Here is a 23713-nt window from a genome sequence, read left to right on the forward strand (position 1 = left end):
ATAAAACGTCATCAAACCATGATTATAGGCGGGCATCGCAACGGCGACAGCTTGGGAGCCCCTCATGATCCTTCATCGTCGCGGTCTGATCGCCACGGGCGCAGCCGCCGCCTTCTCGGGACTGGTGCGTCACGCCGCCGCTCAGACGGCGGGTGAAGAGACCTACGTCAACAATGTCCATGGCTACGGCCCGCTGCTGCGCGATCCCAATCGACTGCTCGATCTGCCCGAAGGCTTTTCCTATCAGGTCGTGGCCCAGAGCGGCGACACGATGGACGACGGCCTGTTCGCTCCGGGACAGCCCGACGGCATGGCCTGTTTCCCGCTTGAAGGGTCTCGCGTGGCCCTGGTTGTCAATCACGAGCTGAAGGGCTCCAGCGGCCTGCATCGCAACCTGGGTCCAGGCGGCCTGCGGGAGGAACGGCTTGACCTGTTGGACGCCAGCCGGGGCTACGACACCTACAAGAATGGCCGCCCCCTGCCCGGCGGCTGCTCCACCATCATCTATGATCTGGCGACCCGCCAGATGGTCGGCCGGCATCTGACGCTGGCCGGCACCTCCACCAACTGCTGCGGCGGCCCGACGCCGTGGGGCAGTTGGCTGACCTGCGAGGAAACGCTGGAGACGCCGGCCGACGCCGATGTGACCAAGGCCCACGGGTGGGTCTTCGAAGTGCCGGCGACCGCGACTGGCCTGGTCGATCCCGTGCCTCTCAAGTCGATGGGCCGGTTCGATCACGAGGCCGTCTGCGTCGATCCCCGCACGGACGTCGTCTATCTGACCGAAGACGACAACGCCGGCCTCTTCTATCGCTTCATTCCCAATTCGCCCGGCAAGCTGATCGAGGGGGGCCGGCTTCAGGCGATGGCCTGGAAAGGCGCACCCTCGGCCGACACCCGCAATCAGGACGGTCGCACCTGGGCTGTCGGCGACTGGAGGGAGATCGAATGGATCGATCTGGATGACGTCGAATCTCCCAATGGCGACCTGGCCAAGCGCGGTCATGCAGCCGGCGCGGCCTGGGTCGCCCGAGGGGAAGGCGTTTGGTGGGGCGAAGACGAACTGTATTTCACCGCAACTTCGGGCGGACCCATCCGCCGCGGTCAGGTCATGCGGCTGGTTCCCGGTCTGAACGGCGCGGCAGACCGGCTGCAGTTGTTCGTGGAAAGCACGGACCCGAAGACGATGAACATGGCCGACAACATCACCGTCGCGCCTTGGGGACACCTGATCCTGTGCGAGGACAACTATTCCTCGGACGTCCGCAACCACCTGAAAGGCGTCATGCCAGAGGGCAAGGTCTATACGATCGGCCGCAACGTCTTCACCGGCAACTCGGAGTTCGCCGGCGCCTGCTTCTCGCCGGATGGCGAGGTGCTGTTCGTAAACATCATGTACCCCGGCATGACGCTGGCGATCAGAGGCCCATGGTCCTCGGTCCGGACATGAAGATGCGCGGCTGAGCCCGCAGCACCAACCAAAGGTTCACGGTGGCCGTCGCCAGCACGATCGCGGCGCCCGCCTGGTGCAGCACGCCCAGCCACACCGGAACGGCGTGCACCAAGGTCACGATTCCCAGCAGAGCCTGGAACCAGATCGCACCCGCAAGCGTGAAGGCGCCGAGCCCCATTCCCTCCGCCACGCGCCAGCGCCAGGCCTGGAAGGCATAGACGCTGACGGCGATCAGCAGAGCATAGGCGACCAGTCGGTGATTGAACTGCGTCAGCGCCTGATCATGCAGGAAGGCGGCCGCGCCCAGGCTCCAGTCCGCAGGCGGCAGAACGGCGCCGTTCATCAGCGGCCAGTCGGTATAGACCAGTCCCGCATGACCGCCCGCAACCAGAGCGCCCAGCAGACATTGCAGAAACACCGCGCCCAGCAGCAGGCCGGCGCCCCTCGCCCAACCCGACGGCGGCCGGCCGTGATCCTCACCGTTCCAAGCCTCTAGCCCCGTCCAGATCAGGGCGGCGAACAGAACGAACGCCAGGCCCAGGTGCGTCGCCAGACGCTCCGGCGCGACGCTAACCCGCTCCGACAAGCCGCTGGACACCATCCACCAACCGATCAGACCCTGAAGGCCGCCCAAGGCCAGGAGCAGGACACAACGCCAGATCAGGCGGTTGGGCATAGCCCACTGATGAAATACCGACCGGGCCGGCGCCAGACGGCACAGCAGGAAGATGATCAGCGGCAGGGCGAATACCATACCGACCAGACGACCGATCAGCCTGTGCAGCCATTCCCACCAGAAGATGCCCTGAAACTCGCCCAGGCTCATGCCGGCATTGACCTGCGCGTACTGCGGGATCTGCTTGTATTTCTCGAAGGCCTCGGCCCACTGCGCGTCGTTCAGAGGCGGAATGGCGCCCATGATGGGCTTCCATTCCGTGATCGACAGGCCCGAGCCCGTCAGCCGCGTGATGCCGCCGATCACGACCATCAGGAAGACGACGGCGGCCGTGGCGAAGAGCCATACGGCGACGGCGCGGTTACGATCTGGATTTCCGAAACGGTTCATTCGACGCCTGACACTGACCCGGATATGGTGTCGCGTCGAACGAAGACCAGACGCGACCGGTGCGGTATGCCCGCCCCAAGCGACAAGATCGAGTCGGATTGAGTTAACGGCGCTGTCGCCGCAGGAGATCAGGGTTGCAATACGCCGATATCGCCGCCGCCGTCGCAGGCGGCCTGCTGCTGGCCTGGATCGCGGACCTTCTGACGGGCCGGCGCGGCTTCGGCGGCACAAGCCTGGTGTCCGGGATCGGCCTGGCCTGCGGATGGTTTCTGGCGGTGCGGGTCTTCGCGGTCAGCACGATGGACAGCTGGGTATGGGTGCCGTGGGCGCTCGTTGGATCTGGCATCTGTCTGGTCGCCTTCTTCCTGTTCCGGAACAAGCGCTGATGCCGCCCCGTCTGCGTCGCTTCGTCGCCGCGATCGGCGTGCTGCTCTTTCTCGTTTTCTGGGTCTGGGGCCTGATCGCCCTGCGCGGAATGCTGCCGCCGTCGCAGTGGATCGACTTCCTGTTCTTCGGCATCGGCGGGACCGCTTGGGGCCTGCCTCTCATCCCGTTGCTGCGATGGGCCGAGCGCGGCTGAGCGCCGAACCTGCCCCCCAGATACGGCGATGGGGCCGCCCGCAAGGACGACCCCACCATCATCATTCTTTTTCAAGAATGGTCGGAGCGACAGGATTCGAACCTGCGACCCCTTGACCCCCAGTCAAGTGCGCTACCAGGCTGCGCCACGCTCCGAAGGCGCTCCCTATAGACGGGGGGACCGCTGTCCGCAAACGCTAAAACCACTTTTCCACCTACCGTGAAAGAACAGCGTCCAGACGCGCTTTGGCTTGCTCGAGATCGGCCAGAACCTGATGCAAATTCGAGGTTTCGGCCCGCGTGACATCCGAAGTCGCCGCAGAGATCGTGACATCGCCGTCGTCGATCAGTGCGGCGGCCTCCGCGCCGATCAGCTTTTTCAGCCCCTGTTCCTTGTGCAGACGCTGGACGCCGCGAATCGTCAGTCCGTCATCGTGCAGCAGACGTTTGACCGCCTTCAGCACCGCGATGTCCTGAGGCCGATAGAACCGCCGACCGCCGGCCCGCTTCACAGGTGTGACGAAATCGAACTTCGTTTCCCAGAACCGCAGGACATGCTGGGGCGCGCCGACCTCTTCGGCCGCTTCGGAAATGGTTCGGAAGGCGTCGGCGCTCTTGGCCACCGCGATCAGGCCTCGACGACGGCGTCGTGAACCCGGCTTTTCATGATTTGCGAAGCGCGGAAGCTGATGACCCGGCGCGGATTGATCGCCGCCGGTTCGCCCGTCTTGGGATTGCGGCCCATACGCGCGCGCTTCTCACGGACCTGGAAGACGCCGAAGCCGGACAACTTCACCGTCTCGCCGCGTTCCAGCGATTCGACGATCAGTTCCAGGGTGCGCTCGACCAGGCTGGAGCATTCCTGACGCGACAGGCCGACCTCTTCATGCACGGCTTCGCACAAGTCGGCGCGCGTCACGGTCTGTTGGCCTGCCATCATATCCCCGCTGTCATGCGATCCGCTCGCATCCATAGGGGCGCAAAGCCCCCGAAAAATCAATGCCTCGATGTCGATTAGAGCCGAAGCGCGCAGGCGCCCCAGGTCAGGCCGCCGCCCATGGCTTCAAGCAGCACCATATCGCCCTTCTTGATCCGCCCATCCTGGATCGCAGCATCCAGCGCCAGCGGGATCGAGGCGGCCGAGGTGTTGGCGTGGGTGGCGACGGTGGAGATCACCTTGTTCTCATCCAGACCCAGCCGGTCGCCGACGCCCTTGATGATTCGCTGGTTAGCCTGGTGCGGCACGAACCAGTCGACATCCGCGATCTCGATGTTGGCGGCGGCGCAGGCGGCGGTGATGCCTTCTGCGATGTTCACGACGGCATGACGGAAGACCTGGTTTCCGGCCATGCGCAGATGGCCAACGGTCCCCGTCGTCGCCGGGCCGCCATCGACGTAGAGCAGATCGGTCTTGGATCCGTCAGCGCGCAAGGCGAAGCCCAGCATACCCTGGTCGTCCGATGTCCCCTGCCCTTCGCACGGTTCCAGCACCACGGCGCCGGCCCCGTCCCCGAACAGGACGCAGGTGGTCCGGTCGGTCCAGTCCATCAGCCGCGTCATCTCCTCGGCCCCGATCACCAGAGCGCATTTCGACAGACCGCGCGCCACGAAGCCGTCAGCGACGCTCAGCGCATAGACGAAACCGGAGCAGACGGCCTGCACGTCGAAAGCGATGCCGACGCCCGCGCCCAGCTTGGCCTGGACGATCGACGCGACCGCCGGGAAGGTCATGTCCGGCGTGGTGGTGGCCACGATAATCAGGTCGACGTCGGACGCCGCCTTGCCCGCGTCGGCAAGCGCCTTCTTGGCGGCCTCGACCGCCAGATCGCTGGTCGGCTGGTCATCACGCGCCTTGTGACGCTGCTTGATCCCGGTGCGCTCCTGGATCCATTCGTCGGAGGTGTCGATGAACTTAGCCAGGTCGGCGTTGGTGACGATCTCGTCCGGCAGGTAAGAGCCGACGCCTGTCACGGCGCTGCGGGTGACGGTCACTGCAGGGATTCTCCCACGGCTGCGGCGGGCTTGGCGGCATGATCGAACACCGCATCCAGCTTGCCCAGGTTGTCCCCCACCTTGCTCATATAGTCGCTGCGGGCCAGATTGACAGCGATGCGGATGGCGTTACCGAATCCCTTGGCGTCCGCGCCGCCATGGCTCTTCACCACAATACCGTTCAGGCCTAACAGGGGGCCGCCGTTGATGGCGCTGGGGTCGATCTTCTGGCGCATTTTCTTCAACGCCGGCATGGCGATGACGGCGCCCAGCTTGGATTGCAAGTTCGAGGTCAGGGCCTCTTTCAGCAGGGCCGAAATATAGCGCGCTGTGCCTTCGGCGGTCTTAAGCGCGATGTTCCCGGTGAAGCCGTCTGTCACCACCACGTCCACCGTGCCCTTGGCGATGTCGTCGCCCTCGACGAAGCCGTGATAGTTCAGGTCGAACGGCCCGTCGCGCAGGATGGCGTGAGCCTCCTTGACCTGTTCGTTGCCCTTCATGTCCTCGGACCCGACGTTTAGGAGGCCGATGGTCGGGCGGGCGATGCCGCGCACTGCGGACTGGAACGCTTCGCCCATGATGGCGAACTCGATCAGCTGCTCCGCATCGCTGCCGATGTTGGCGCCGACGTCCAGAACCGCCGTGTGGCCCTTGAAGGTGGGCCAGCTGGCGACGATGGCCGGACGTTCAAGCCCGGGCGCAGACATCCGCAGAATCAATTTCGAGATCGCCATCAGGGCGCCGGTATTGCCGGCCGAGACAACGCCGCCGGCCTGACCCGTCTTCACCGCCTCGATGGCGTTCCACAGGCTGGAGCCCTTGCCGCGGCGCATGGCCTGGGCCGGCTTTTCGTCCATGGCCACGACCTTGTCGGTGTGGCGTATCTCGCAGACGTCCGCCGCCAGCCCGCAACGCGCCAGTTCCGGCGCGATCTTGGCCTCGTCGCCATGCAGCAGGAAGCGAACCCCCTCGCCGTCATGGGTGCGGATATAGCTGCGGATGCCGGGAACGACGACGGAGGGCCCGTGATCGCCGCCCATGGCGTCAAGCGAGATCGTAACTGGGGCTGGCAAATGGACCTCTTGTGGCCGCGTCGTCTTGTCGCGCGACGCTTGGCAGGATGCGCTGGACGATAGCGCCGACGCCGGGGGATGCAACCACCCGGCCCCTACGTCAACCTCAGCCTTGGTCGTCTTTGGATTTGAGCGCCCTCAGGGCCGCGAACGGAGAAATCTCCGTTGGCTCCTCAGGTTGCACGAACTCCGCGCCCGGCTTGCGCGGGAACGGATCAAGCGACAGCACCAATTGCTCGACCGCATACTGGCCCAGGTCGATCTTGCCGTCCTCGATCACGTCGGCGTCTTCTTCATCCAGCGTGACCTCAATCTCGTCGGTTTCCTCGGGCTTGGCTTCGACGAGCTGAATGGAGAACCGGCGATCCACATCGACTGGCAAGGGCTCCAGCGTCAGGCCGCAGGTCTGCACCGCATGTGCGGTCACCCTGCCCTTCATCGTCCATTCGCTGGTTGACGGCGTCGGCTTGATTTCCAGATCGACGGCGAAATCGTCCAGCCCCTGAAGATCGAGGCTGCGGGCGATTCGCTTGCGAGTGTCTGCATCCGGCTCCAGCCGGCGGCTCAGGCCCGCGCCGATCTGATTGACCCGCACCGTTTCGCTGTAGGGGAGCGTCGCGCTCATCTCGTTCAAACTTCCGCCCAGGCCGGCGTCGCCAGCACCTTGTTGAAATCCTGCGCCGCCAAGGCCGCGCGTGTCGTCAGCGCATAGCGCGCCAATGTGTCCGCATGGGGCGCTTGCGGATCCGCATAGACATTCTTCGCCATCGCCTCCGCCAAAGCCGCCGCATCGCCGGCGCGCAACGGCTGCTCATAGGCGTTCATCCGGCCGTAGAGGGCTTCGCCCAGCTTGCGCATCTTCTTGCCGACGGCGACGTCGCCCACGCCTTCTTCGCGCAGGACGTGATCCAGCGCCGAGACATAGACGTCGAACACCGCCTGAGCCGCATCCTGGCCCTGAGCCGTGTTCTCATCGCGCAGCCGCAGCACCAGCAACAGCACATGCAGCGTGTAGAGCTCGAATCGCGCGTCGATGCGGTCGTCGACCGCCAGGTGCGTGTAGAAGGCCGGATTGCGGGCCTGGCTGACGGCCTTGGCGTAGAGATCGTCGCCGAGACGGACGCCGGACCGGGGTTTGAACAGGTTTTTCAGCATGGGTTCCAACGGCCCCTTTTCCGCCGCGCCGTTGAACTAGGACGCAGGTCCGTCTAGGTCAAAGACCTTGTTCTCTCGCAGGCGCCCGACCATGTCCCGTTTCGTCCCGCTTTTTGTCGCTGTTTCGCTGGCCGGCCTGTCCGCCGCCTGCGCCCCGACCATCGGCTCCAACGGCTTCCAGGCCATCGACGCCAAGCCGCAAGACGTGGTCGCCGGCACGGACACCAAGGAAACCGTCCTCGCGAAGCTGGGTTCGCCTTCGACCACCTCGACGTTCGAGCCGGATCAGGTCTGGTACTACATCAGCCAGACGACCGAGAAATACACCTACAACCTGCCCAAGGTTTCGACGCGCACCGTGACCGAAATCACCTTCGTCCCGCAGGGCGATCAGGTGGCTTCGGTGCGCACTCTCGGCCTGACGGACGGCGAGCAGATCGCCATGAACCGCAACGAGACGCCGACGCGCGGTCGTGAGCTGACGGTTCTGGAACAACTGCTGGGCAACGTCGGTCGTGGCCAACTGCCCCGCACTGAAGACGACACGCCCGGCCAGCGCCGCCCCGACTAAGGCGGCTCTTTCCCCAAAACACAGGCGCCCCGGAGATCGCTCTCCGGGGCGTTTTCGTAAATGGCTGTGGTTTCGCCTAGCCGATGGTCCCGCTCGCCAGCACCGCCAGCAGCAGCAGGGCGACGATATTGGTGATCTTGATCATCGGGTTCACCGCCGGACCCGACGTGTCCTTGTAGGGATCGCCCACCGTATCGCCGGTCACGGCCGCCTTGTGGGCTTCGGAGCCCTTGCCGTGGACGACGCCGTTCTTGTCGGTGAAGCCTTCCTCGATCACCTTCTTGGCGTTGTCCCAGGCGCCGCCGCCTGATGTCATCGAAATGGCGACGAACAGGCCGGTGACGATCACGCCCATCAGCATGGCGCCGAGAGCGGCAAAGGCGTTCGCCTTGTCCGAAATGGCCAGCACCGCGACGAACAGGACGATCGGCGACAGCACCGGCAACAGCGACGGCACGATCATCTCGCGGATCGCCGCCTTGGTCAGGATGTCGACCGCCCGGCCGTATTCCGGCTTCACCTCATAGGTCATGATGCCGGGGTTCTCGCGGAACTGGCGTCGGACCTCCGCGACGACCGATTCGGCGGCCCGTCCCACCGCCATCATCGACATGCCGCCGAACAGGAACGGCAGCAGTCCCCCGAACAGCAGCCCGACGACGACGTAGGGATTGGTCAGATCGAAGGCGATCGGACCCATGTCGGCGAAGAACGGATAGTCCGCCGGATTGGCCGAGAAATACTGCAGGTCCGACGTATAGGCGGCGAACAGCACCAGCGCGCCGAGGCCCGCCGAACCGATGGCGTAGCCCTTGGTCACGGCCTTGGTGGTGTTGCCCACGGCGTCCAGCGCATCCGTCGAATGCCGCACGTCGCTGGGCAGACCGGCCATCTCGGCGATGCCGCCGGCGTTGTCGGTCACGGGTCCAAAGGCGTCGAGCGCCACGATCATTCCCGCCACGCCCAGCATGGTCGTCGTGGCGATGGCGATGCCGAACAGGCCGGCCAGCTGGAAGCTGGCCACGATGCCGACGATGATCGTCAGCGCGGGCAGCGCCGTCGCCTCTAGCGAGACGGCCAGGCCCTGAATGACGTTGGTGCCGTGCCCGGACACCGAGGCGTTGGCGACCGATCGCACCGGACGGAAGCCGGACCCGGTGTAGTATTCGGTCACCACCACGATCGCCGCCGTCACCGCCAGACCGACCATGCCGGACCAAAACAGCGCCATCGGCTGGATCTCCAGACCGCTGGCCGTCACGATCGGCCCCGTCACCATCTGATCGATCACCCACCAGACCGCGCCGATGGACAGGACGCCGGTGACGATAAGCCCCTGATAGAGGGCGCCCATGATGTTGTTGGACTTGCCCAGCCGCACGAAGAAGCTGCCGATGATGGAGGTGACAATACACACCGCGCAGATCGCTAGCGGCAGCACCATCATCAGATCCACATAGGGCTGCCCCCTGAAGAAGATCGCGGCCAGCACCATGGTCGCGACGGTCGTCACGGCATAGGTCTCGAACAGATCGGCCGCCATGCCGGCGCAGTCGCCGACGTTGTCGCCCACATTGTCGGCGATGGTGGCGGCGTTACGAGGATCGTCCTCGGGAATGCCCGCCTCGACCTTGCCCACCATGTCGCCGCCCACGTCGGCGCCCTTGGTGAAGATGCCGCCACCCAGGCGCGCGAAGATCGAGATCAGGGAGGCGCCGAAGCCCAGCGCCACCAGCCCGTCGATCACCTCGCGGCCTGTCGAGGCCAAGCCCAGATGCTGGGTCAGCACGATGTAGTAGCCTGACACCCCGATCAGGGCGCCGCCCGCCACGAACATGCCGGTGATGGCGCCCGAGCGGAACGCCAGGTTCAACCCCTTGGACAGACTTTCGGACGCGGCCTGCGCCGTGCGGACATTCGCCCGCACCGAGATCAGCATCCCGGCATAGCCGGCTGCACCGGACAGGACGGCCCCGATAAGAAATCCGATGGCGGCATAGATTCCGATAAGGAAGTAGGCGGCGATCAGGATCACGATCCCGACGATGCCGATGGTCAGATATTGCCGCTTCAGATAGGCCGAGGCGCCTTCCTGGATCGCGGCGGCGATCTCTCGCATCTTGTCGTTGCCGGTGCTCGCCTTCATCAGCACGGCGGTCTGAGCGGCGCCATACAGCACCGCCAGCACACCGGCCGCGAAGACCAGCGTAAGTGAGTTCGTCATTGGCGTTTCCATGCCCTTGCAAACAGGCGCGCAGGCCTTGGCGCGGTCGGGCGTTATCGCCTCTGTCCGCCTTCCGGTCCCCCCGCACGCGGCGAACGCGTCAGTGCGTTCTGTGGGATTTGCAAAGGGAGCCTGTCATGGCAGGCGGAGTGACGCAACAGCGGTCGGTCAGGCCGTTCAGCGAGCGGTCTGCATTCCCGTGCGGCGCCGCGGCGACTGGCTGACGACCTCAACGCGCCGGACGGAGCCACGCCCCGCAATCGCCGCAGACGCCGCCACTAGGGACGCGGACAGAGCCCGTTCATCCAGCCGTGTCCAATCCCCGGGCACGGTGAAGGGCGTCTTGTGGGCCGCGCGGACGACGGCGTCGCGGAAGAAGGCTTCCTTGGACTTCATCTGCTCGACGGTCTTGCCGGCGCCCAGTTCGAGCCGGAGGGCGACAAACACATAGTTCCGCAAGCGTCCGCCCTCGATGACGGGCAGGCCGAGACCTGCGATGCTCAGGGCCGCAGGCGCAGACTCCGTTTCGCTGCTGGAGGCGACAGCGCGACTGGCCGCAGTGGCGGTCAGGGCGGCGGTTCCGGCGGCGATCAGGGTTCTACGGTCCATGAACGACATCCTGCCGGACGGGCGTTAGGATTCCCTTGCCACGTCAGCCGTGGGTCCAGCCGTTTCTGGACATCGGCACGGGCTGACCGTCGTAAAGAACCGTCAGGCCCTGACCTGCGGTGACTTCGCCGACGCGGGTCAGGCGAATCAGCCGGCGCTCGGCCTCGCGACGCAGGGCGTCTTCGTGGCGCGAATGGGCGGTGAAGGCGATCTCGTAGTCGTCGCCGCCGCTAGCCAGGTCTTCCAAAGACAGCTGCGGATCGACCCGGTCGTCGAACCAAGCCTGGGCCGCTGCGGACAGGGGCAGGACGTTCAGATTGAGCGACACGCCGACCCTGCTGGACTGCGCGATGTGGGCCAGGTCGGCAGCCAGGCCGTCCGACACATCGACGGATGCTGTGGCGAACTCGCGCACAATGTCGGCGAAGTCGATACGGGGCGTCGGCATCCTGTAGTGGCTGACCAAAGCCTCCGTCCGCTCAGGCGCCAGAGCCAATTGTCCTTGCGCCGCCTTCAGGCCCAGAAGGCCGTCCCCGATGACGCCGGTGACGAAGACGAGGTCGCCGACCTGCGCGCCTGCGCGAGAAACGACTTTGCCCGTCGGCGCCCAACCCAGGGCCGTCAGAGAGAAGGACAGCGGGCCAGGAGTCTTGACCGTGTCCCCGCCGAGCAGATGAACGCCGAACCGCGCCTGATCCTCGGCCAGCCCGGAAGCAAAGGCCTCGCGCTCGGGCCAGCCGCAGCGTTCCGACCAGAAGCAGGCCAGCAGATAGCCGAACGGCTCAGCGCCCTTGGCGGCAAGGTCCGACAAGTTCACTCGCAGCAGCTTCCTGGCGACCGTGTCCAGCGGATCGTCGGGCAGAAAATGCACGCCCTCGACGATGGCGTCCTTGGTCAAGACGAGGTCACAGCCGGGGCGTGACGGCAGCACCGCCACATCGTCGGCCAGCCCCCTGCCCCATTCGGGATGGGCCAGGGGCTTGAACAGCCTCTCGATCGTCTCGAACTCGCCCGCGATGTCGAGCGCCGGCATTATTTGCGCGTGTCTCTGGATACGCCGTCCAGCGCCGCGTTGACGAAGCGCGCCTCGGCGTCGTCGAAGAAAGCCTTGGCCAGTTCGACATATTCGTCGATCACGACCTCGCGCGGCGTCTCGGGATGCTTGATCAGCTCCCAGGCGCCCGACCGCAGCAGGGCGCGCAGGGTGGCGTCGATCCGCTCAAGCTTCCAGTTGGAGGCCAGACGCGCCTTGATGGCGGCGTCGATGTCGCGCTGGCTTTCGATCACGCCGCGCACGATGTCGGCGAAATAGGCCTCGTCGGCCTCGGCCAGGGCCTCGCCCTCGATGTCGGTGTCGAAGCGGAAGTTCGAGAATTCGGTGATCACCGTCTCCACGCCCTCGCCCGCCAGTTCCATCTGATACAGGGCCTGGACGGCGGTGAGACGCGACACGGTGCGGGCGCGACGCTGTTTGGAGCTCAGATTGGGCTCGGCGCGCTGCTTTTCGGCTTCGGCGAGTTGTTCGAGGACGGCTTTGACGCTGTTCGGTTCAGTCATGCGCCGACGCCATGACGCAACCGCCTCTTCAATGCAATGAGGTCCAGGCACGCCTTGGCGGCGCCGCCGCCCTTATCCCCTTCCGAAAGACGGGCCCGATACCAGGCCTGATCTTCGTCCTCGGTCGTTAGGATGCCGTTGCCGATGATGACGCCCTTGACGCCAAGCGCCATGATGCCGGCCGCCGACTGATCGGAGACGATCTCGAAATGGTAGGTCTCGCCACGGATGACCGTGCCCAGAGCGACATAGCCATCATAGCGGGGCGCGGTCGGGAAGCGGCCGGCCTCCTCGGCCAGGGCGATGGCCGGCGGCACCTCCAGCGCGCCGGGTACGGTGATGACGTCGAAGTCGGCGCCGCGCGCCTTCAGCGTCTCCTTGGCCCCTTCAAGCAGGGCGTCGGCCAGGTCGTCGTAGAAGCGCGCCTCAACGATCAAAATACGGGGGGCTTCGGTCACGCCTTTATTTCTCCATCCATGTCGCGCCAGCCGACGATGCGCAGGCCGTAGCCTTCAAGCGCAGTGGGCTCGGGTCGCGTCGAACTCATCACGATCATGTCCCTGACGCCCAGGTCCAGCAGGATCTGGGCCCCCACGCCATAGGCGCGCAGCGATCGATCCATCGCCGCCGGCTTGTCCGAGCCCGCCAGCCGTTCGGCCAGCGAGGTCAGCGACGGATCGCGTAGGAAGACGACGACGCCGGGTCCGTCATGGTCGGTGATCTGTTTCAGGGCGCTCGGCACATAGTCCTGGCGCGCCTCGACGTGGCCCAGCAGGTCGCAGGCGAAGTCCACCTGGTGCATCCGCACCAAGGTCGGTTTGGCCGGATCGATGCGCCCCTTGACCAGGGCCACATGCTCGGCGCCCTCAATGGTGTTCTTGTACAGCATCAGGCGGAACGGTCCGCCGTGAACGCTCTCGAACGGCGTATCCATGATCCGTTCGACGAAGCGTTCGGTGCGGCGACGATAGGCGATCAGGTCGGCGATGGTGCCGATCTTCAGCCCATGCAGCTGGGCGAAGGCGACCAGATCGGGCATCCGCGCCATCTCGCCGTCGTCCTTGATGATCTCGCAGATCACCCCGGCGGGGGTCAGGCCGGCCATGCGGCTGATGTCCACGGCCGCCTCAGTGTGGCCGGCGCGGACCAGAACGCCGCCGTCGCGCGCGACCAGCGGGAAGATGTGTCCCGGCGAGACAATGTCGTCCATGCCCTTTGACGCGTCGGTCGCTACATGAATGGTGCGCGAGCGGTCGGCGGCGGAAATGCCGGTCGTCACGCCGTCCTTTGCCTCGATCGAGACGGTGAAGGCGGTCTTCATGCTCTCGCGGTTGTCGGCGGCCATTGGCGGCAGGCGCAGTTGCTGGGCGCGCTCGGCGGTCAGGGCCAGGCACACCAGGCCGCGCGCCTGGCGAATCATGAAGTTGATCTGGTCCGGCGTCGCAAACTGGGCGGGGATGATGATGTCCCCTTCGTTCTCGCGATCCTCGGCGTCCACCAGGATGTAGGGACGGCCGTTGCGGGCGTCTTCCAGAATGTCCTCGATGGGACTGATGGGGCTGTCGTTCATGTTTGCGGCCTGGGCTTGCATCACGCGGTCTCCTGCCACCGCGCAAGGTATCGCGCCAGCATGTCGATCTCCAGATTGACGGGATCGCCCACTTTCAAGCGGCCCAGGGTCGTCACGTCCCAGGTGTGCGGGATGATGTTCAGCGAGAAGACCTGACCCTCGACGGCGTTTACGGTCAAAGACACGCCGTCCACCGTGATCGACCCCTTGGCGGCGATATAGCGATGCAGAGGCGCGGGGGCCTCGACCTCGATCCGGTGCGATCCGCCTTCGGGCGTGATCGAAACCACCCGCCCAAGACCGTCGACGTGGCCGGACACGACATGGCCGCCCATTTCGTCGCCCAGCTTGGCGGCCCGCTCCAGATTGACGCCGTCGCCGGTCTTCCAGCCGCCCAGGGTGGTCTTGGACAGGGTCTCGTTCGATACCTCGACGGCGAACCAGCCCCCCCGTGCATCGTGGCCCTTTTCGGTCACCGTCAGGCAGCAGCCCGCGTGGCTGATGGAGGCGCCCAGATCGATGCCGTCGGTGTTCCAGGCGGTCTCGATCTCGTAGCGCCGGTCGCGATCGGTCTCGCGGACCTCGCGGACGCGGCCGATGTCGGTGACGATGCCGGTGAACATTTGGACTCTGGACCCCTTGGGAGAAAAATACCGTCTAATTCGTCTAATCGTCTAAATTGGACGGCGTCAGAGACGGGCGTAGCGTTCCCACAGATCGTCCCCGACGGGCTCGACGCCCAGGCGACGGAACTTGGGGGCGTCGGCCAGCTTTGCAAGAGCCAGGGCCGCGACGCAGGGCCGCCCCTCCCCGCCCAGCAGGACCGGGGCGCGAAACCACTCCAGCGCATCGACGGCATCGGCGCGCAGGAAGGAGGCCGCGACCTGACCGCCGCCTTCGATGAGCAGCGATGTTGCGCCGGCGGCTTCCAAGGCTTTCAGCACGGCCGGGATGGTCGGACGACCGTCCTCGGCGGCGACCTGCATCACCTTGGCGACGCCGATCGCGCGCGATTCCGCCGCGGTCAGGATCAGGGTGTTTTCGCCGGCGACCTTCGCCGCCTGCGGCGTGCGCAGCCGGCTGTCCAGCACGACACGCAAGGGCTGATCCACGCTGCGGCCCGGCAAGCGAGCAGTCAGTTCGGGATCGTCGTGCAGGACCGTCTCGACGCCGACCAGGATCGCGTCGTGGGCGGCGCGCAGGCGGTGACCCTCAAGCCGCGCGGCTTCGCCGGTGATCCACTGGCTTTCGCCCGAGGCCGTGGCGATCCGCCCGTCCAAGGAGGTCGCCAGTTTCAGCGTGACCCGCATCAGGCCTTGCCGGACGGTTCGTCGAACCCTTCGTCGCCCAAGAACTTGGCGAAGTCGCCGGTGTGGCGGAAATCCTTGTAGACCGAGGCGTAACGGACATAGGCCACCTCATCGACGCCCTTCAGCGCCTTCATGATGAAGTCGCCGACCGTGCTGGACGGGATTTCGGTCTCGCCCAGGCTTTCCAGTTGGCGGACGATCCGGTTGACCATCTGCTCGACCTGATCGGCCTGGACCGGGCGTTTGCGCAGCGCCACCCCCAGCGAGCGTTCCAGCTTGTCGCGATCGAAGGGCGTGCGCCGTCCGTTGCGTTTCAGGATGACCAGTTCACGCAGTTGCACGCGCTCGAACGTCGTGAAGCGCCCGTTGCAGTTCGGGCAGGACCGGCGGCGTCGAATGGCCGAGCCGTCGTCCGACGGCCGGCTGTCCTTCACCTGGGTGTCCTGATGACCGCAAAAAGGGCACTTCATCAGGCGCTTATCCGTAGATCGGGAAGCGGTGCGTCAACTCTCGCACCTGGGCCGCGACGCCCGCGACCACAGCCGGATCAGCTTCGTCGCCGCCATTCATCGACGAGACCACGTCGGCGATCCAGTGGCCGATCTGCTTGAACTCTTCCTCACCGAAGCCGCGCGTGGTGCCGGCCGGGGTGCCCAGGCGGACGCCCGAGGTGACGGTGAACGGGGCGGTGTCGAACGGCACGCCGTTCTTGTTGCAGGTCATCAGCGCCTTTTCGAGCTCATGCTCGGTCGCCTTGCCGGTCACGCCCTTGGGCCGCAGGTCGACCAGGGCCAGATGGCTGTCGGTGCCGCCCGAGACGATGGCCAGGCCACGCTCGATCAGGACGCCGGACAGGGCCTGGGCGTTCTTGACCACCTGTTGGGCGTAGCCCTTGAACTCGGGCTTCAGCGCCTCGCCGAAGGCCACGGCCTTGGCGGCGATGACGTGTTCCAACGGGCCGCCTTGCAAGCCGGGGAAGACGGCGGAGTTGATCTTCTTGCCCAGATCGACATCGTTGGACAGGATCATGCCGCCGCGCGGACCGCGCAGGGTCTTGTGCGTCGTCGTGGTGACGACGTGGGCGTGTGGGATCGGGTCCGGATAGGCGCCGCCGGCGATCAGGCCTGCATAGTGGGCCATATCCACCATCAGATAGGCGCCAACGCTGTCGGCGATCTCGCGGAAGCGCTTGAAGTCGATGTGGCGGCTGTAGGCCGAGGCGCCGGCCAGGATCAGCTTGGGCTTCTCACGCTCGGCCATTTCGGCGACGTGGTCGTAGTCGATCAGATGGGTGTCTTCGCGCACCTTGTAGGTCACAGGGCGGAACCACTTGCCCGACTGGTTCGCCGGCGAACCGTGCGTCAGGTGTCCGCCGCAGGCCAGATCCATGCCCAGGAAGGTGTCGCCAGGCTGCAGCAGGGTGAAGAAGACCGCCTGGTTCGCCTGGGCGCCCGAGTGCGGCTGGACGTTGGCGAAGGCGGCGCCGAACAGTTGCTTGGCCCGCTCGCGCGCCAGATCCTCGGTCACGTCGACGAACTCGCAGCCGCCGTAATAGCGACGACCGGGATAGCCTTCCGCGTATTTGTTGGTCAGGACAGAACCCTGCGCGTCCAGCACCGCCTGAGAGACGATATTCTCTGAAGCGATCAGCTCGATCTGCTCGCGTTGACGGCCCAGCTCGCCCTGAATGCCCTTGAAGACATCCGGGTCGGCGTCAGCGAGCGTCTTGGTGAAATAGGCGTCGTGGGTGAAGGCCGTCACTCTGGAATCCCCGGAAATCAGAAGCTGGCCTATCTATCCCCAGCCGCGCGCGACCACAACATCTTGTGGTCAGCCTTTGCCCAGAGCCCGCCTCAACTTGGCGATCGCCACCCGTTCGACGGACTTGGGCTCGTTGACCGGCCCCATGGCGCTGACCTCCCGGCCCGTCGCAACATGGATGGCCGAGCATTTGAGGTAGGGGCCGTTTCGGGTGAATTCGACGATGACCTCTCCGAGGTCGTCGCCCGTCGTCATGCGGCGACGGGTCGGCGCGCCACGTTGCAGTGGGCGAACAGTTTGTCCATCGCCTGGACCAGATGATCCATCATGGCGTCGGTGTGGTTCGGGGAGGGGGTGAACCGCAGGCGCTCAGTCCCCTTGGGCACGGTCGGATAGTTGATCGGCTGAACATAGACGCCGTACTCGTCCAGCAGCATGTCCGAGATCATCTTGCAGTGGACCGGATCACCGACGTGCACCGGGACGATATGGCTCTCGCTTTCCATCACCGGGATGCCGGCGGCGGCGAAGCGGGCTTTCAGGGTCGCGGCCCGCTCCTGATGCTGGACGCGCAGTTCGGGGTGGGTCTTCAGGTGACGCACGGAGGCCAAGGCGCCGGCGGTGAGGGCCGGCGGGAGCGAGGTGGTGAAGATGAAGCCCGAGGCCCAGCTGCGCACAGCATCGATGATCATGGCGTCGGCGGCGATATAGCCACCCATCACGCCGATCGCCTTGCCCAGGGTGCATTCGATGATGTCGATCTGGTCCAGCACACCGTCGCGCTCGGCGACGCCCGCGCCGGTTTCGCCATACAGGCCGACGGCATGGACTTCGTCCAGATAGGTCAGGGCGCCGTATTTTTTGGCGAGCGCAATGGTGCCGGCCAGATCGGCGATATCGCCGTCCATCGAATAGACGCTCTCGAACGCGATCAGCTTGGGCGCATCGGCCGGCGCGGCGGCCAGCAGGGCCTCCAGATGCGCCAGATCGTTGTGCATGAAGACGTGACGCTCGCCGCCGCCGTGGCGGATGCCGGCGATCATTGAGGCGTGGTTCAGCGAATCGGAAAAGGTGATCAGGCCCGGCAGGATCTTCTGCAGGGTCGACAGCGTCGCCTCGTTGCCGACATAGCCCGAGGTGAACAGCAGCGCCGCTTCCTTCTGGTGCCAGTGGGCCAGTTCGGCTTCCAGATCGACGGCGGAGCGGGTCGTGCCGGAGATGTTGCGCGTGCCGCCGGCGCCGGCGCCTACCGCATCGATCTCATTATGCATGGCGTCCAGCACGACGGGGTGCTGGCCCATGCCGAGATAGTCGTTGGAGCACCAGATGACGACGTCCTGTTCGGAGCCATCCTCGCGGCGACGCACAGCCTGCGGAAACTGACCGCGCACGCGCTTCAGATCGGCGAAGACGCGATAGCGTCCTTCGCTGCGAACCTGCTCCACGGAGCTATTAAAGGCGGCCTTATAGTCGAACAAACTACGCGTTCTTTCGCTTATGGCGATGTCTTTGCGTTGTTTGCTCTCCCGAAGCGGGCTTGTCCATGTCCGCCGCATGGACAAAACGCCCCAAACCCTTAATTGATAACGGTTCTCAGTATCGAGATCGATCAGCCCGGCTTGCGGAAACGATAGACGAACTGGTCCGTCTTGCCGCGGATCTTCTCGTCGAAGACGTTCAGGCTGTGGTCGTCTGCGGGATTGGCGACGGCCTGGCTCTCGCCCTCGAAGACGAAGCCCGCCGCCTCGACCTCGCGCTTCAGATAGTCGCCTTCGATGCGGTGCAGGGTCTGAACCGCCGAGATGCCCGTGCCGGGCGCCGCCTCATGGTCGATCAAGATGTAGCGGCCGCCGGGCTTCAGCGCCGCGAACACCGCCGCATTCATCTTGGCCACGTCCGTGTTGAAGCCGGGGATGTGGAAGTCGTGGTATTCCTGGCTCATGAAGATCATGTCCAGCGGCTCGGCGAAGGTCATGGAGTCCAGCAGGCCGTTGACGCGCGTCACGTTCGAATAGGCCGCGACAAGCGCATCGGCCCCGGCGTTCTCGCGCGCCATCGTCCGCTCGGGCACGAAGGCGTAGACGCGGCCGGTCGGGCCGACCACGTCGGAGAACAGCCGAGTGAAATAGCCAGCGCCGGGGCGAATGTCGGCGACCTTGTCGCCGGGCTCCAGTTGAGCGAAGGCGAGAATCTCAGCCGGGTGACGCAGCGGATCACGCGCGACCTCTTCGGCCGGACGCTTGGGATCGGATAACGCTACGGTGTAAATCGCGTGCAAGCTGGCAGCTTCCGAAACCTCATCCGCAGTCATGGCGCCGGAAGGCGTGACCACGGTCCGCTCTCCGCCGTCCGAGTCGATGATGATGCAGCCGGACAGACCTGCCGCCAGAACCAGGGCCGTTGCACCCGCCGCCAATTTCCCGATCATCACCGTCTCCATCGATTTATCGCGATAGGCTCGCATTTCGCCGATCCGCGCAAGCCGTCATCACGCACGAAACGATCCGACGCATCACGCGATTTGCGCACCGGCCGTTGCGGCGCTAGTCCGACGCTGGATTTTCCAAGGTCTCGCCATGCTTCCCTATCAGCCCGCCCCCTTCCCGCTCGCCCGTCCGCGCCGCCTGCGGTCCAGCCCGTGGGTGCGCAGGCTGGTGGCGGAAACGACCCTGACGCCGGCCGATCTGATCTGGCCGTTGATCGTCCATGACGGCGCCGAGGATCGCGTCCCGGTCGCCTCCATGCCCGGCGTGTTTCGGCTTTCCCCAAAGGCGGCGGCGTCGGCGGCGGTCGAGGCGCGCGACCTCGGCATTCCGATGGTGGCCCTGTTCCCCAATGTCGACGGCGCGATCAAGGATGCGGTCGGCACCGGCGCAACCGACCCCGACGGCCTGATTCCCGACTGCATCAAGGCCATCAAGGACGCCGCGCCCGAGATCGGCATCATGACCGACGTCGCCCTGGACTGCTACACCGACCATGGCCACGACGGGGTAATGGAGGGCGACCGGATCGCCAACGACGCCTCGCTGGACCGTCTGGCCGAACAGGCCTTCATCCACGCCCATGCCGGCGCCGATGTCGTGGCCCCGTCGGACATGATGGATGGCCGCATCCAGGCGGTGCGCGAGGCGCTGGAGGCGAACGGGTTTCAGGACACGCTGATCCTGTCCTACGCCGCCAAGTTCGCCTCGGCCTTCTACGGCCCCTATCGCGACGCCGTGGGCTCTTCGGCGATGCTGAAGGGCGACAAGAAGACCTATCAGATGGATTACGCCAACTCCGACGAGGCGCTGAAGGAGGTGGCGATGGACCTGTCGGAAGGCGCCGATGCGGTGATGGTCAAGCCGGGCATGCCGTATCTGGATATCGTCCGGCGCGTGTCCGAGACCTTCCGCGTACCCACCTTCGCCTATCAGGTGTCGGGCGAATATTCGATGATGCAGGCGTCCATCGCCAATGGCTGGCTGGACCGGGACCGTGCGATCCTTGAAACCCTGCACGGGTTCAAGCGCGCGGGTTGCGCGGGCGTGCTGACCTATTTCGCACCGCAGGCCGCACGGCTGCTGGGCTGATGGGCGTGGAGATCCGGCCGATCACGGAGGCCGACTGGCCGGGCCTGTGGCCGATCATCGAGACCGTCACCCGCGCGGGCGAGACCTATACCTATCCGTTAGACATGACCGAGGCGCAGGCGCGCGCCATGTGGACCCCGCCGGCGCCCGGCGGAACCTTGGTTGCGGTTGAGAACGGCCAGGTGCTGGGCGCCGCCAAGATCATTCCCAACCAACAGGGAAACGGCGCCCACGTCGCCAACGGTAGCTTCATGGTCACGCCCGAAGCGCGCGGGCGCGGCGTGGCCCGGGCGCTGGGCGAGGCCGCGCTGGCTTTCGCGCGGGATGCCGGCTTTCGATCCATGCAGTTCAACGCCGTGGTCGAGACCAATACCGTGGCCGTCGCCCTTTGGAAGAAGTTGGATTTCGAGATCGTGGGCACGATCCCCGAGGCTTTCAATCACCCGATGCACGGACGGGTCGGCCTGCACGTCATGCACCGCCGGCTCTAGGCGTCAGTCGCGGGGTTGCAGTCGCGCGGCCAGGCTGGAGGTGTCCCAGCGGTTTCCGCCCATGGCCTGAACCTCGGCGTAGAACTGATCGACCAGGGCCGTCAGAGACAGGCGCGCGCCGTTCGTGCGCGCCTCGTCCAGCACCAGACCCAGGTCCTTGCGCATCCAGTCTACGGCGAAGCCGAAGTCGAACTCGCCCTTGGCCGCCGTCTTCCAGCGATTGTCCATCTGCCAGCTTTGCGCGGCGCCCTTGGACACGGCCTCATAGGCGGCGTCGGTGTTCAGTCCCGCGACCTGAGCGAAGTGGACGGCCTCGGCCAAGCCCTGGACGACGCCGGCGATGGCGATCTGGTTGACCATCTTGGTCAGTTGGCCCGAGCCGGCCGGTCCCATATGTTTGATGGCCTTGGAATAGGCCTTCAGCACGGGCTCGACCCTCGCCAGGGCGGCGGCATCCCCGCCGGCCATGACGCTGAGTTGTCCGTTCTCGGCGCCCGCCTGACCGCCCGACACCGGCGCGTCGATGAACGACCTGCCCTGCCCGTTCGCCAGTTCGGCCATTTCGCGCGCCACCTTGGCCGAGGTCGTGGTGTGATCGACGATCACGGCGGCCTCCGACAGATGCGGCAAGGCCTCGGTCACGACGGCTCGCACGTCGTCGTCATTACCGACGCACAGGATGAACAGGTCGACGCCCCGCGCCGCCTCAGCCACCGTCGCCGCCGCTTTGCCTCCCATCGCCGCCGCCCAGGCCTGGGCCTTTGCCACAGTACGATTGAAGCCGGTCACGTCGTGGCCCGCCTCGACCAGATGACGGGCCATCGGGGCGCCCATGACGCCCAGGCCGGCGAATGCGATCTTCATGACAGGCTCCTTGATCCTGCCGTGGGACTAGGCCGCGCCACGCCGCGGTTCAAGGTCAACGCCCGGTTAACCTTGGCCAGCCCACAATGGGACACCATTCGTCGGGGTGCGCGTCCATGTCCGTGAGCGATCGTCCGATCCTCATCAAGAAGGTCAAGAAGGTCTCCGGCGGAGGCCACCACGGCGGTGCGTGGAAGGTGGCCTATGCGGACTTCGTGACCGCCATGATGGCCTTCTTCCTGCTGATGTGGCTGATCAACACGACCGACCCGGAGCAGAAGCGCGGCATTGCCGAGTATTTTGCGCCCGCCAGCGTGTCCGAGACGACGTCGGGTTCCGGCGGCATTCTGGGCGGCACATCGCTGGGCGACGATGACGTCAAGAGCGCCGGCTCGCAGTCTGTGCTGGAAGAACTGGCGCCCGAGGCGCCCGCGACCGATCAGACGGGCTCCAGCCTGTCGTCCGCCAGCGACTCGGCTCTCCAGGCCGAGATCCAGAAGCGCGAGGCCGCCGAGTTCGCCAGCGCCGCCGAATCGCTGCGCCAAGCCATGCAGTCGATGCCGGAACTGGCCGAACTGTCGAAACAGCTGATCGTGGACCAAACGCCCGAGGGGCTGCGCATCCAGTTGGTCGATCAGGAAGGCCGGTCGATGTTCGACAACAACTCTGCGCGCCCCAACGCCCGCGCCCAGGTGCTGCTGCGCGCCGTGGCCAAGGTGATCAACCAGTTGCCGAACCGCATCTCCATAACCGGACACACCAGCGCCGCGCCCGGTTCCAGCCGCGCCAGCGCCCCTGCGGACTGGACCCTGTCGTCCGAGCGCGCCAACGGTTCGCGTCTGGTGCTGCAAGGTTCGGGCGTCGATCCCGACCGGGTCTATTCGGTGGCGGGCAAGGCGGGGTCCGACCCGCTCTATCCGGACGATCCGACCCTGGCCGGCAACCGCCGCATCGCCATCGTCCTGTTGCGCGAGGCGCCGGTCCTGCCGTCGGACACCTCGCTGTGACGCTGCTCGGCTGCAACGCGAACAGGCTTGCAGCCGAAGCACGGATGACGCCAAATCGCGCGATGAGCGTTGTGTCGTCGCAATATTGGCAAGATCGGATGCGGACCTGAGGCCGTGACCCAGCACGTACCGACCCGACAACTGCGCTTCTTCATGACCTCGGTCGCGCCCTGCCCCTACCTGCCGGGCAAGACGGAGCGCAAGGTCTTCGCCAACCTGCCCTTCTCGGACGGCGCGCACGTCAATGACGAATTGACGCTGGCCGGTTTTCGTCGCAGCCAGAACATCGCCTACCGCCCGGCCTGCGAGGCGTGTGATGCCTGCGTCTCGGTGCGGCTGCCGGTGCCGGAGTTCGCCTTCAGCCGTTCGCAGCGCAAGGTGCTGGCCCGCAACGCCGACCTGTCGCGCGACCTGGTCGAAGCGGAGGCGACGACCGAACAGTTCCAGCTTCTGCGCCGCTACCTGACCACGCGCCATCCGACCGGCGGCATGAGCGACATGGGCTGGCTGGATTACGTCGCCATGGTCGAGGATACGGCCGTGCGCACCCATCTGATCGAATACCGCCTGCCCTCCAGCGACGGCGGACCGGGCGATCTGGTCGCCGTGACCCTGACGGACCTGCTGAAAGACGGGCTGTCGATGGTCTACAGCTTCTATGATCCGACGATGGAGCGACGCAGCCTGGGCCGGTTCGCCATCCTGGATCACGTGCGCCAGGCCGCCATCGTCGGCCTGCCGTACGTCTATCTCGGCTATTGGGTCCAGGGCTCGGCCAAGATGGACTACAAGGCCGACTTCCGTCCGATGGAAACCCTCGGCAAGTTGGGGTGGTCGCGGCTGGACGAGTAGGCGA

The 23713-nt window shown here is 65.7% G+C and carries 29 protein-coding genes and 1 tRNA gene; 8 read left to right on the forward strand and 22 right to left on the reverse strand.

Annotated elements, in window-relative coordinates; translation table 11 throughout:
- Positions 1-64: 64 nt before the first annotated feature.
- Positions 65-1450, forward strand: coding sequence for an alkaline phosphatase PhoX (locus AC3WRC_RS09070; protein ID WP_492303625.1), 1386 nt, complete (start codon positions 65-67; stop codon positions 1448-1450).
- Here AC3WRC_RS09070 and AC3WRC_RS09075 read toward each other — a convergent pair.
- Positions 1419-2519 (reverse strand): COX15/CtaA family protein, encoded by a 1101-nt coding sequence (locus tag AC3WRC_RS09075; RefSeq protein ID WP_055753602.1) that lies wholly within the window; start codon positions 2517-2519, stop codon positions 1419-1421. The two genes, AC3WRC_RS09070 and AC3WRC_RS09075, sit on opposite strands and share 32 nt — an antisense overlap.
- A gap of 134 nt (positions 2520-2653) precedes the next feature.
- On the opposite strand from AC3WRC_RS09075, the gene AC3WRC_RS09080 reads away from it, so the two are divergent.
- Entirely contained in the window at positions 2654-2905 is a 252-nt protein-coding gene (locus AC3WRC_RS09080) for a hypothetical protein (protein WP_017503900.1), read from the forward strand.
- Entirely contained in the window at positions 2905-3099 is a 195-nt protein-coding gene (locus tag AC3WRC_RS09085; protein ID WP_017503901.1) for a DUF2842 domain-containing protein, read from the forward strand. The genes AC3WRC_RS09080 and AC3WRC_RS09085 overlap by 1 nt, the downstream gene beginning before the upstream one ends.
- 78 nt (positions 3100-3177) lie before the next feature.
- Here AC3WRC_RS09085 and AC3WRC_RS09090 read toward each other — a convergent pair.
- From AC3WRC_RS09090 to AC3WRC_RS09120, 7 genes are all read right to left on the reverse strand, one after another.
- A tRNA-Pro gene (locus AC3WRC_RS09090) sits at positions 3178-3254 on the reverse strand.
- A gap of 59 nt (positions 3255-3313) precedes the next feature.
- Complete coding sequence (locus AC3WRC_RS09095) at positions 3314-3721, reverse strand: MerR family transcriptional regulator (RefSeq protein ID WP_205680970.1); 408 nt, start codon at positions 3719-3721, stop codon at positions 3314-3316.
- A gap of 5 nt (positions 3722-3726) precedes the next feature.
- On the reverse strand, positions 3727-4035 hold the full coding sequence (locus AC3WRC_RS09100; protein ID WP_026108237.1) for an integration host factor subunit alpha: 309 nt from the start codon (positions 4033-4035) through the stop codon (positions 3727-3729).
- A 77-nt stretch (positions 4036-4112) separates the two neighbouring features.
- Positions 4113-5090: a beta-ketoacyl-ACP synthase III gene (locus AC3WRC_RS09105; protein WP_492303626.1), complete on the reverse strand. Its 978-nt coding sequence runs from the start codon at positions 5088-5090 to the stop codon at positions 4113-4115.
- Positions 5087-6130 (reverse strand): phosphate acyltransferase PlsX, encoded by a 1044-nt coding sequence (plsX, locus tag AC3WRC_RS09110; protein WP_492303793.1) that lies wholly within the window; start codon positions 6128-6130, stop codon positions 5087-5089. Before plsX ends, AC3WRC_RS09105 begins: the two co-directional genes overlap by 4 nt.
- A gap of 139 nt (positions 6131-6269) precedes the next feature.
- Positions 6270-6788, reverse strand: a complete 519-nt coding sequence (locus AC3WRC_RS09115; protein WP_055753606.1) for a YceD family protein — start codon at positions 6786-6788, stop codon at positions 6270-6272.
- A gap of 5 nt (positions 6789-6793) precedes the next feature.
- Positions 6794-7318, reverse strand: coding sequence for a ubiquinol-cytochrome C chaperone family protein (locus tag AC3WRC_RS09120; protein ID WP_055753607.1), 525 nt, complete (start codon positions 7316-7318; stop codon positions 6794-6796).
- A 91-nt stretch (positions 7319-7409) separates the two neighbouring features.
- Between AC3WRC_RS09120 and AC3WRC_RS09125 the strand changes: the two genes are divergently transcribed.
- Positions 7410-7889, forward strand: a complete 480-nt coding sequence (locus AC3WRC_RS09125) for an outer membrane protein assembly factor BamE (protein WP_017503908.1) — start codon at positions 7410-7412, stop codon at positions 7887-7889.
- 76 nt (positions 7890-7965) lie between these two features.
- On the opposite strand, the gene AC3WRC_RS09130 is transcribed toward AC3WRC_RS09125, so the two are convergent.
- From AC3WRC_RS09130 to AC3WRC_RS09190, 13 genes are all read right to left on the reverse strand, one after another.
- On the reverse strand, positions 7966-10113 hold the full coding sequence (locus tag AC3WRC_RS09130) for a sodium-translocating pyrophosphatase (protein WP_055753608.1): 2148 nt from the start codon (positions 10111-10113) through the stop codon (positions 7966-7968).
- A gap of 177 nt (positions 10114-10290) precedes the next feature.
- The gene (locus tag AC3WRC_RS09135; RefSeq protein ID WP_492303627.1) at positions 10291-10722 is read right to left on the reverse strand and encodes a hypothetical protein; all 432 of its coding nucleotides are present in this window, start codon (positions 10720-10722) and stop codon (positions 10291-10293) included.
- 43 nt (positions 10723-10765) lie between these two features.
- Positions 10766-11755: a thiamine-phosphate kinase gene (thiL, locus tag AC3WRC_RS09140; protein ID WP_492303628.1), complete on the reverse strand. Its 990-nt coding sequence runs from the start codon at positions 11753-11755 to the stop codon at positions 10766-10768.
- Positions 11755-12279, reverse strand: coding sequence for a transcription antitermination factor NusB (gene nusB / locus AC3WRC_RS09145; RefSeq protein WP_492303629.1), 525 nt, complete (start codon positions 12277-12279; stop codon positions 11755-11757). Before nusB ends, thiL begins: the two co-directional genes overlap by 1 nt.
- Positions 12276-12737: a 6,7-dimethyl-8-ribityllumazine synthase gene (gene ribH / locus AC3WRC_RS09150; protein WP_492303630.1), complete on the reverse strand. Its 462-nt coding sequence runs from the start codon at positions 12735-12737 to the stop codon at positions 12276-12278. Before ribH ends, nusB begins: the two co-directional genes overlap by 4 nt.
- Positions 12734-13870 carry a 3,4-dihydroxy-2-butanone-4-phosphate synthase gene (ribB, locus tag AC3WRC_RS09155; RefSeq protein ID WP_492303794.1) on the reverse strand — a complete coding sequence of 379 codons (1137 nt, stop codon included), beginning with the start codon at positions 13868-13870 and terminating at the stop codon, positions 12734-12736. The genes ribH and ribB overlap by 4 nt, the downstream gene beginning before the upstream one ends.
- The gene (locus tag AC3WRC_RS09160) at positions 13870-14472 is read right to left on the reverse strand and encodes a riboflavin synthase (RefSeq protein WP_313444003.1); all 603 of its coding nucleotides are present in this window, start codon (positions 14470-14472) and stop codon (positions 13870-13872) included. The genes ribB and AC3WRC_RS09160 overlap by 1 nt, the downstream gene beginning before the upstream one ends.
- 66 nt (positions 14473-14538) lie before the next feature.
- Positions 14539-15159 (reverse strand): RibD family protein, encoded by a 621-nt coding sequence (locus AC3WRC_RS09165; protein ID WP_492303631.1) that lies wholly within the window; start codon positions 15157-15159, stop codon positions 14539-14541.
- The gene (gene nrdR, locus AC3WRC_RS09170) at positions 15159-15629 is read right to left on the reverse strand and encodes a transcriptional regulator NrdR (RefSeq protein WP_039245113.1); all 471 of its coding nucleotides are present in this window, start codon (positions 15627-15629) and stop codon (positions 15159-15161) included. The genes AC3WRC_RS09165 and nrdR overlap by 1 nt, the downstream gene beginning before the upstream one ends.
- A gap of 7 nt (positions 15630-15636) precedes the next feature.
- Complete coding sequence (gene glyA, locus AC3WRC_RS09175) at positions 15637-16920, reverse strand: serine hydroxymethyltransferase (RefSeq protein ID WP_174085132.1); 1284 nt, start codon at positions 16918-16920, stop codon at positions 15637-15639.
- A gap of 69 nt (positions 16921-16989) precedes the next feature.
- The gene (locus tag AC3WRC_RS09180; RefSeq protein WP_055753617.1) at positions 16990-17175 is read right to left on the reverse strand and encodes a DUF6898 family protein; all 186 of its coding nucleotides are present in this window, start codon (positions 17173-17175) and stop codon (positions 16990-16992) included.
- Positions 17172-18398, reverse strand: coding sequence for a 5-aminolevulinate synthase (gene hemA / locus AC3WRC_RS09185; protein WP_492303632.1), 1227 nt, complete (start codon positions 18396-18398; stop codon positions 17172-17174). The genes AC3WRC_RS09180 and hemA overlap by 4 nt, the downstream gene beginning before the upstream one ends.
- 131 nt (positions 18399-18529) lie before the next feature.
- Positions 18530-19348 (reverse strand): class I SAM-dependent methyltransferase, encoded by an 819-nt coding sequence (locus AC3WRC_RS09190; protein WP_492303633.1) that lies wholly within the window; start codon positions 19346-19348, stop codon positions 18530-18532.
- 148 nt (positions 19349-19496) lie between these two features.
- On the opposite strand from AC3WRC_RS09190, the gene hemB reads away from it, so the two are divergent.
- Positions 19497-20495: a porphobilinogen synthase gene (gene hemB, locus AC3WRC_RS09195; protein WP_492303634.1), complete on the forward strand. Its 999-nt coding sequence runs from the start codon at positions 19497-19499 to the stop codon at positions 20493-20495.
- Positions 20495-20986, forward strand: a complete 492-nt coding sequence (locus AC3WRC_RS09200; protein WP_492303635.1) for a GNAT family N-acetyltransferase — start codon at positions 20495-20497, stop codon at positions 20984-20986. Before hemB ends, AC3WRC_RS09200 begins: the two co-directional genes overlap by 1 nt.
- Positions 20987-20989: 3 nt before the next feature.
- Here AC3WRC_RS09200 and AC3WRC_RS09205 read toward each other — a convergent pair whose 3' ends face one another.
- Complete coding sequence (locus AC3WRC_RS09205; protein WP_492303636.1) at positions 20990-21850, reverse strand: NAD(P)-dependent oxidoreductase; 861 nt, start codon at positions 21848-21850, stop codon at positions 20990-20992.
- 116 nt (positions 21851-21966) lie between these two features.
- Between AC3WRC_RS09205 and AC3WRC_RS09210 the strand changes: the two genes are divergently transcribed.
- Both AC3WRC_RS09210 and AC3WRC_RS09215 read left to right on the forward strand, forming a co-directional pair.
- Entirely contained in the window at positions 21967-22857 is an 891-nt protein-coding gene (locus tag AC3WRC_RS09210; RefSeq protein ID WP_492303637.1) for a flagellar motor protein MotB, read from the forward strand.
- A 114-nt stretch (positions 22858-22971) separates the two neighbouring features.
- Entirely contained in the window at positions 22972-23709 is a 738-nt protein-coding gene (locus AC3WRC_RS09215) for an arginyltransferase (protein ID WP_492303638.1), read from the forward strand.
- Positions 23710-23713 lie beyond the last annotated feature (4 nt).

It is taken from the genome of Brevundimonas sp. EU05-FHT14B07 (assembly GCF_058790795.1).

Excerpts from the sequence above, each read along its gene's own strand:
- AC3WRC_RS09160 (WP_313444003.1), bottom strand. The coding sequence starts at position 14,472 with ATGTTCACCGGCATCGTCACCGACATCGGCCGCGTCCGCGAGGTCCGC.
- nusB (WP_492303629.1), bottom strand. The coding sequence starts at position 12,279 with ATGACTGAACCGAACAGCGTCAAAGCCGTCCTCGAACAACTCGCCGAA.
- thiL (WP_492303628.1), bottom strand. The coding sequence starts at position 11,755 with ATGCCGGCGCTCGACATCGCGGGCGAGTTCGAGACGATCGAGAGGCTG.
- AC3WRC_RS09135 (WP_492303627.1), bottom strand. The coding sequence starts at position 10,722 with ATGGACCGTAGAACCCTGATCGCCGCCGGAACCGCCGCCCTGACCGCC.
- AC3WRC_RS09120 (WP_055753607.1), bottom strand. The coding sequence starts at position 7,318 with ATGCTGAAAAACCTGTTCAAACCCCGGTCCGGCGTCCGTCTCGGCGAC.
- AC3WRC_RS09085 (WP_017503901.1), top strand. The coding sequence starts at position 2,905 with ATGCCGCCCCGTCTGCGTCGCTTCGTCGCCGCGATCGGCGTGCTGCTC.
- AC3WRC_RS09165 (WP_492303631.1), bottom strand. The coding sequence starts at position 15,159 with ATGCGGGTCACGCTGAAACTGGCGACCTCCTTGGACGGGCGGATCGCC.
- AC3WRC_RS09070 (WP_492303625.1), top strand. The coding sequence starts at position 65 with ATGATCCTTCATCGTCGCGGTCTGATCGCCACGGGCGCAGCCGCCGCC.
- AC3WRC_RS09130 (WP_055753608.1), bottom strand. The coding sequence starts at position 10,113 with ATGACGAACTCACTTACGCTGGTCTTCGCGGCCGGTGTGCTGGCGGTG.
- AC3WRC_RS09125 (WP_017503908.1), top strand. The coding sequence starts at position 7,410 with ATGTCCCGTTTCGTCCCGCTTTTTGTCGCTGTTTCGCTGGCCGGCCTG.
- AC3WRC_RS09190 (WP_492303633.1), bottom strand. The coding sequence starts at position 19,348 with ATGATCGGGAAATTGGCGGCGGGTGCAACGGCCCTGGTTCTGGCGGCA.
- hemB (WP_492303634.1), top strand. The coding sequence starts at position 19,497 with ATGCTTCCCTATCAGCCCGCCCCCTTCCCGCTCGCCCGTCCGCGCCGC.
- AC3WRC_RS09075 (WP_055753602.1), bottom strand. The coding sequence starts at position 2,519 with ATGAACCGTTTCGGAAATCCAGATCGTAACCGCGCCGTCGCCGTATGG.
- AC3WRC_RS09205 (WP_492303636.1), bottom strand. The coding sequence starts at position 21,850 with ATGAAGATCGCATTCGCCGGCCTGGGCGTCATGGGCGCCCCGATGGCC.
- AC3WRC_RS09210 (WP_492303637.1), top strand. The coding sequence starts at position 21,967 with ATGTCCGTGAGCGATCGTCCGATCCTCATCAAGAAGGTCAAGAAGGTC.
- nrdR (WP_039245113.1), bottom strand. The coding sequence starts at position 15,629 with ATGAAGTGCCCTTTTTGCGGTCATCAGGACACCCAGGTGAAGGACAGC.
- AC3WRC_RS09115 (WP_055753606.1), bottom strand. The coding sequence starts at position 6,788 with ATGAGCGCGACGCTCCCCTACAGCGAAACGGTGCGGGTCAATCAGATC.
- AC3WRC_RS09180 (WP_055753617.1), bottom strand. The coding sequence starts at position 17,175 with ATGACGACGGGCGACGACCTCGGAGAGGTCATCGTCGAATTCACCCGA.
- AC3WRC_RS09200 (WP_492303635.1), top strand. The coding sequence starts at position 20,495 with ATGGGCGTGGAGATCCGGCCGATCACGGAGGCCGACTGGCCGGGCCTG.
- plsX (WP_492303793.1), bottom strand. The coding sequence starts at position 6,130 with ATGGGCGGCGATCACGGGCCCTCCGTCGTCGTTCCCGGCATCCGCAGC.
- ribB (WP_492303794.1), bottom strand. The coding sequence starts at position 13,870 with ATGCAAGCCCAGGCCGCAAACATGAACGACAGCCCCATCAGTCCCATC.
- AC3WRC_RS09100 (WP_026108237.1), bottom strand. The coding sequence starts at position 4,035 with ATGGCAGGCCAACAGACCGTGACGCGCGCCGACTTGTGCGAAGCCGTG.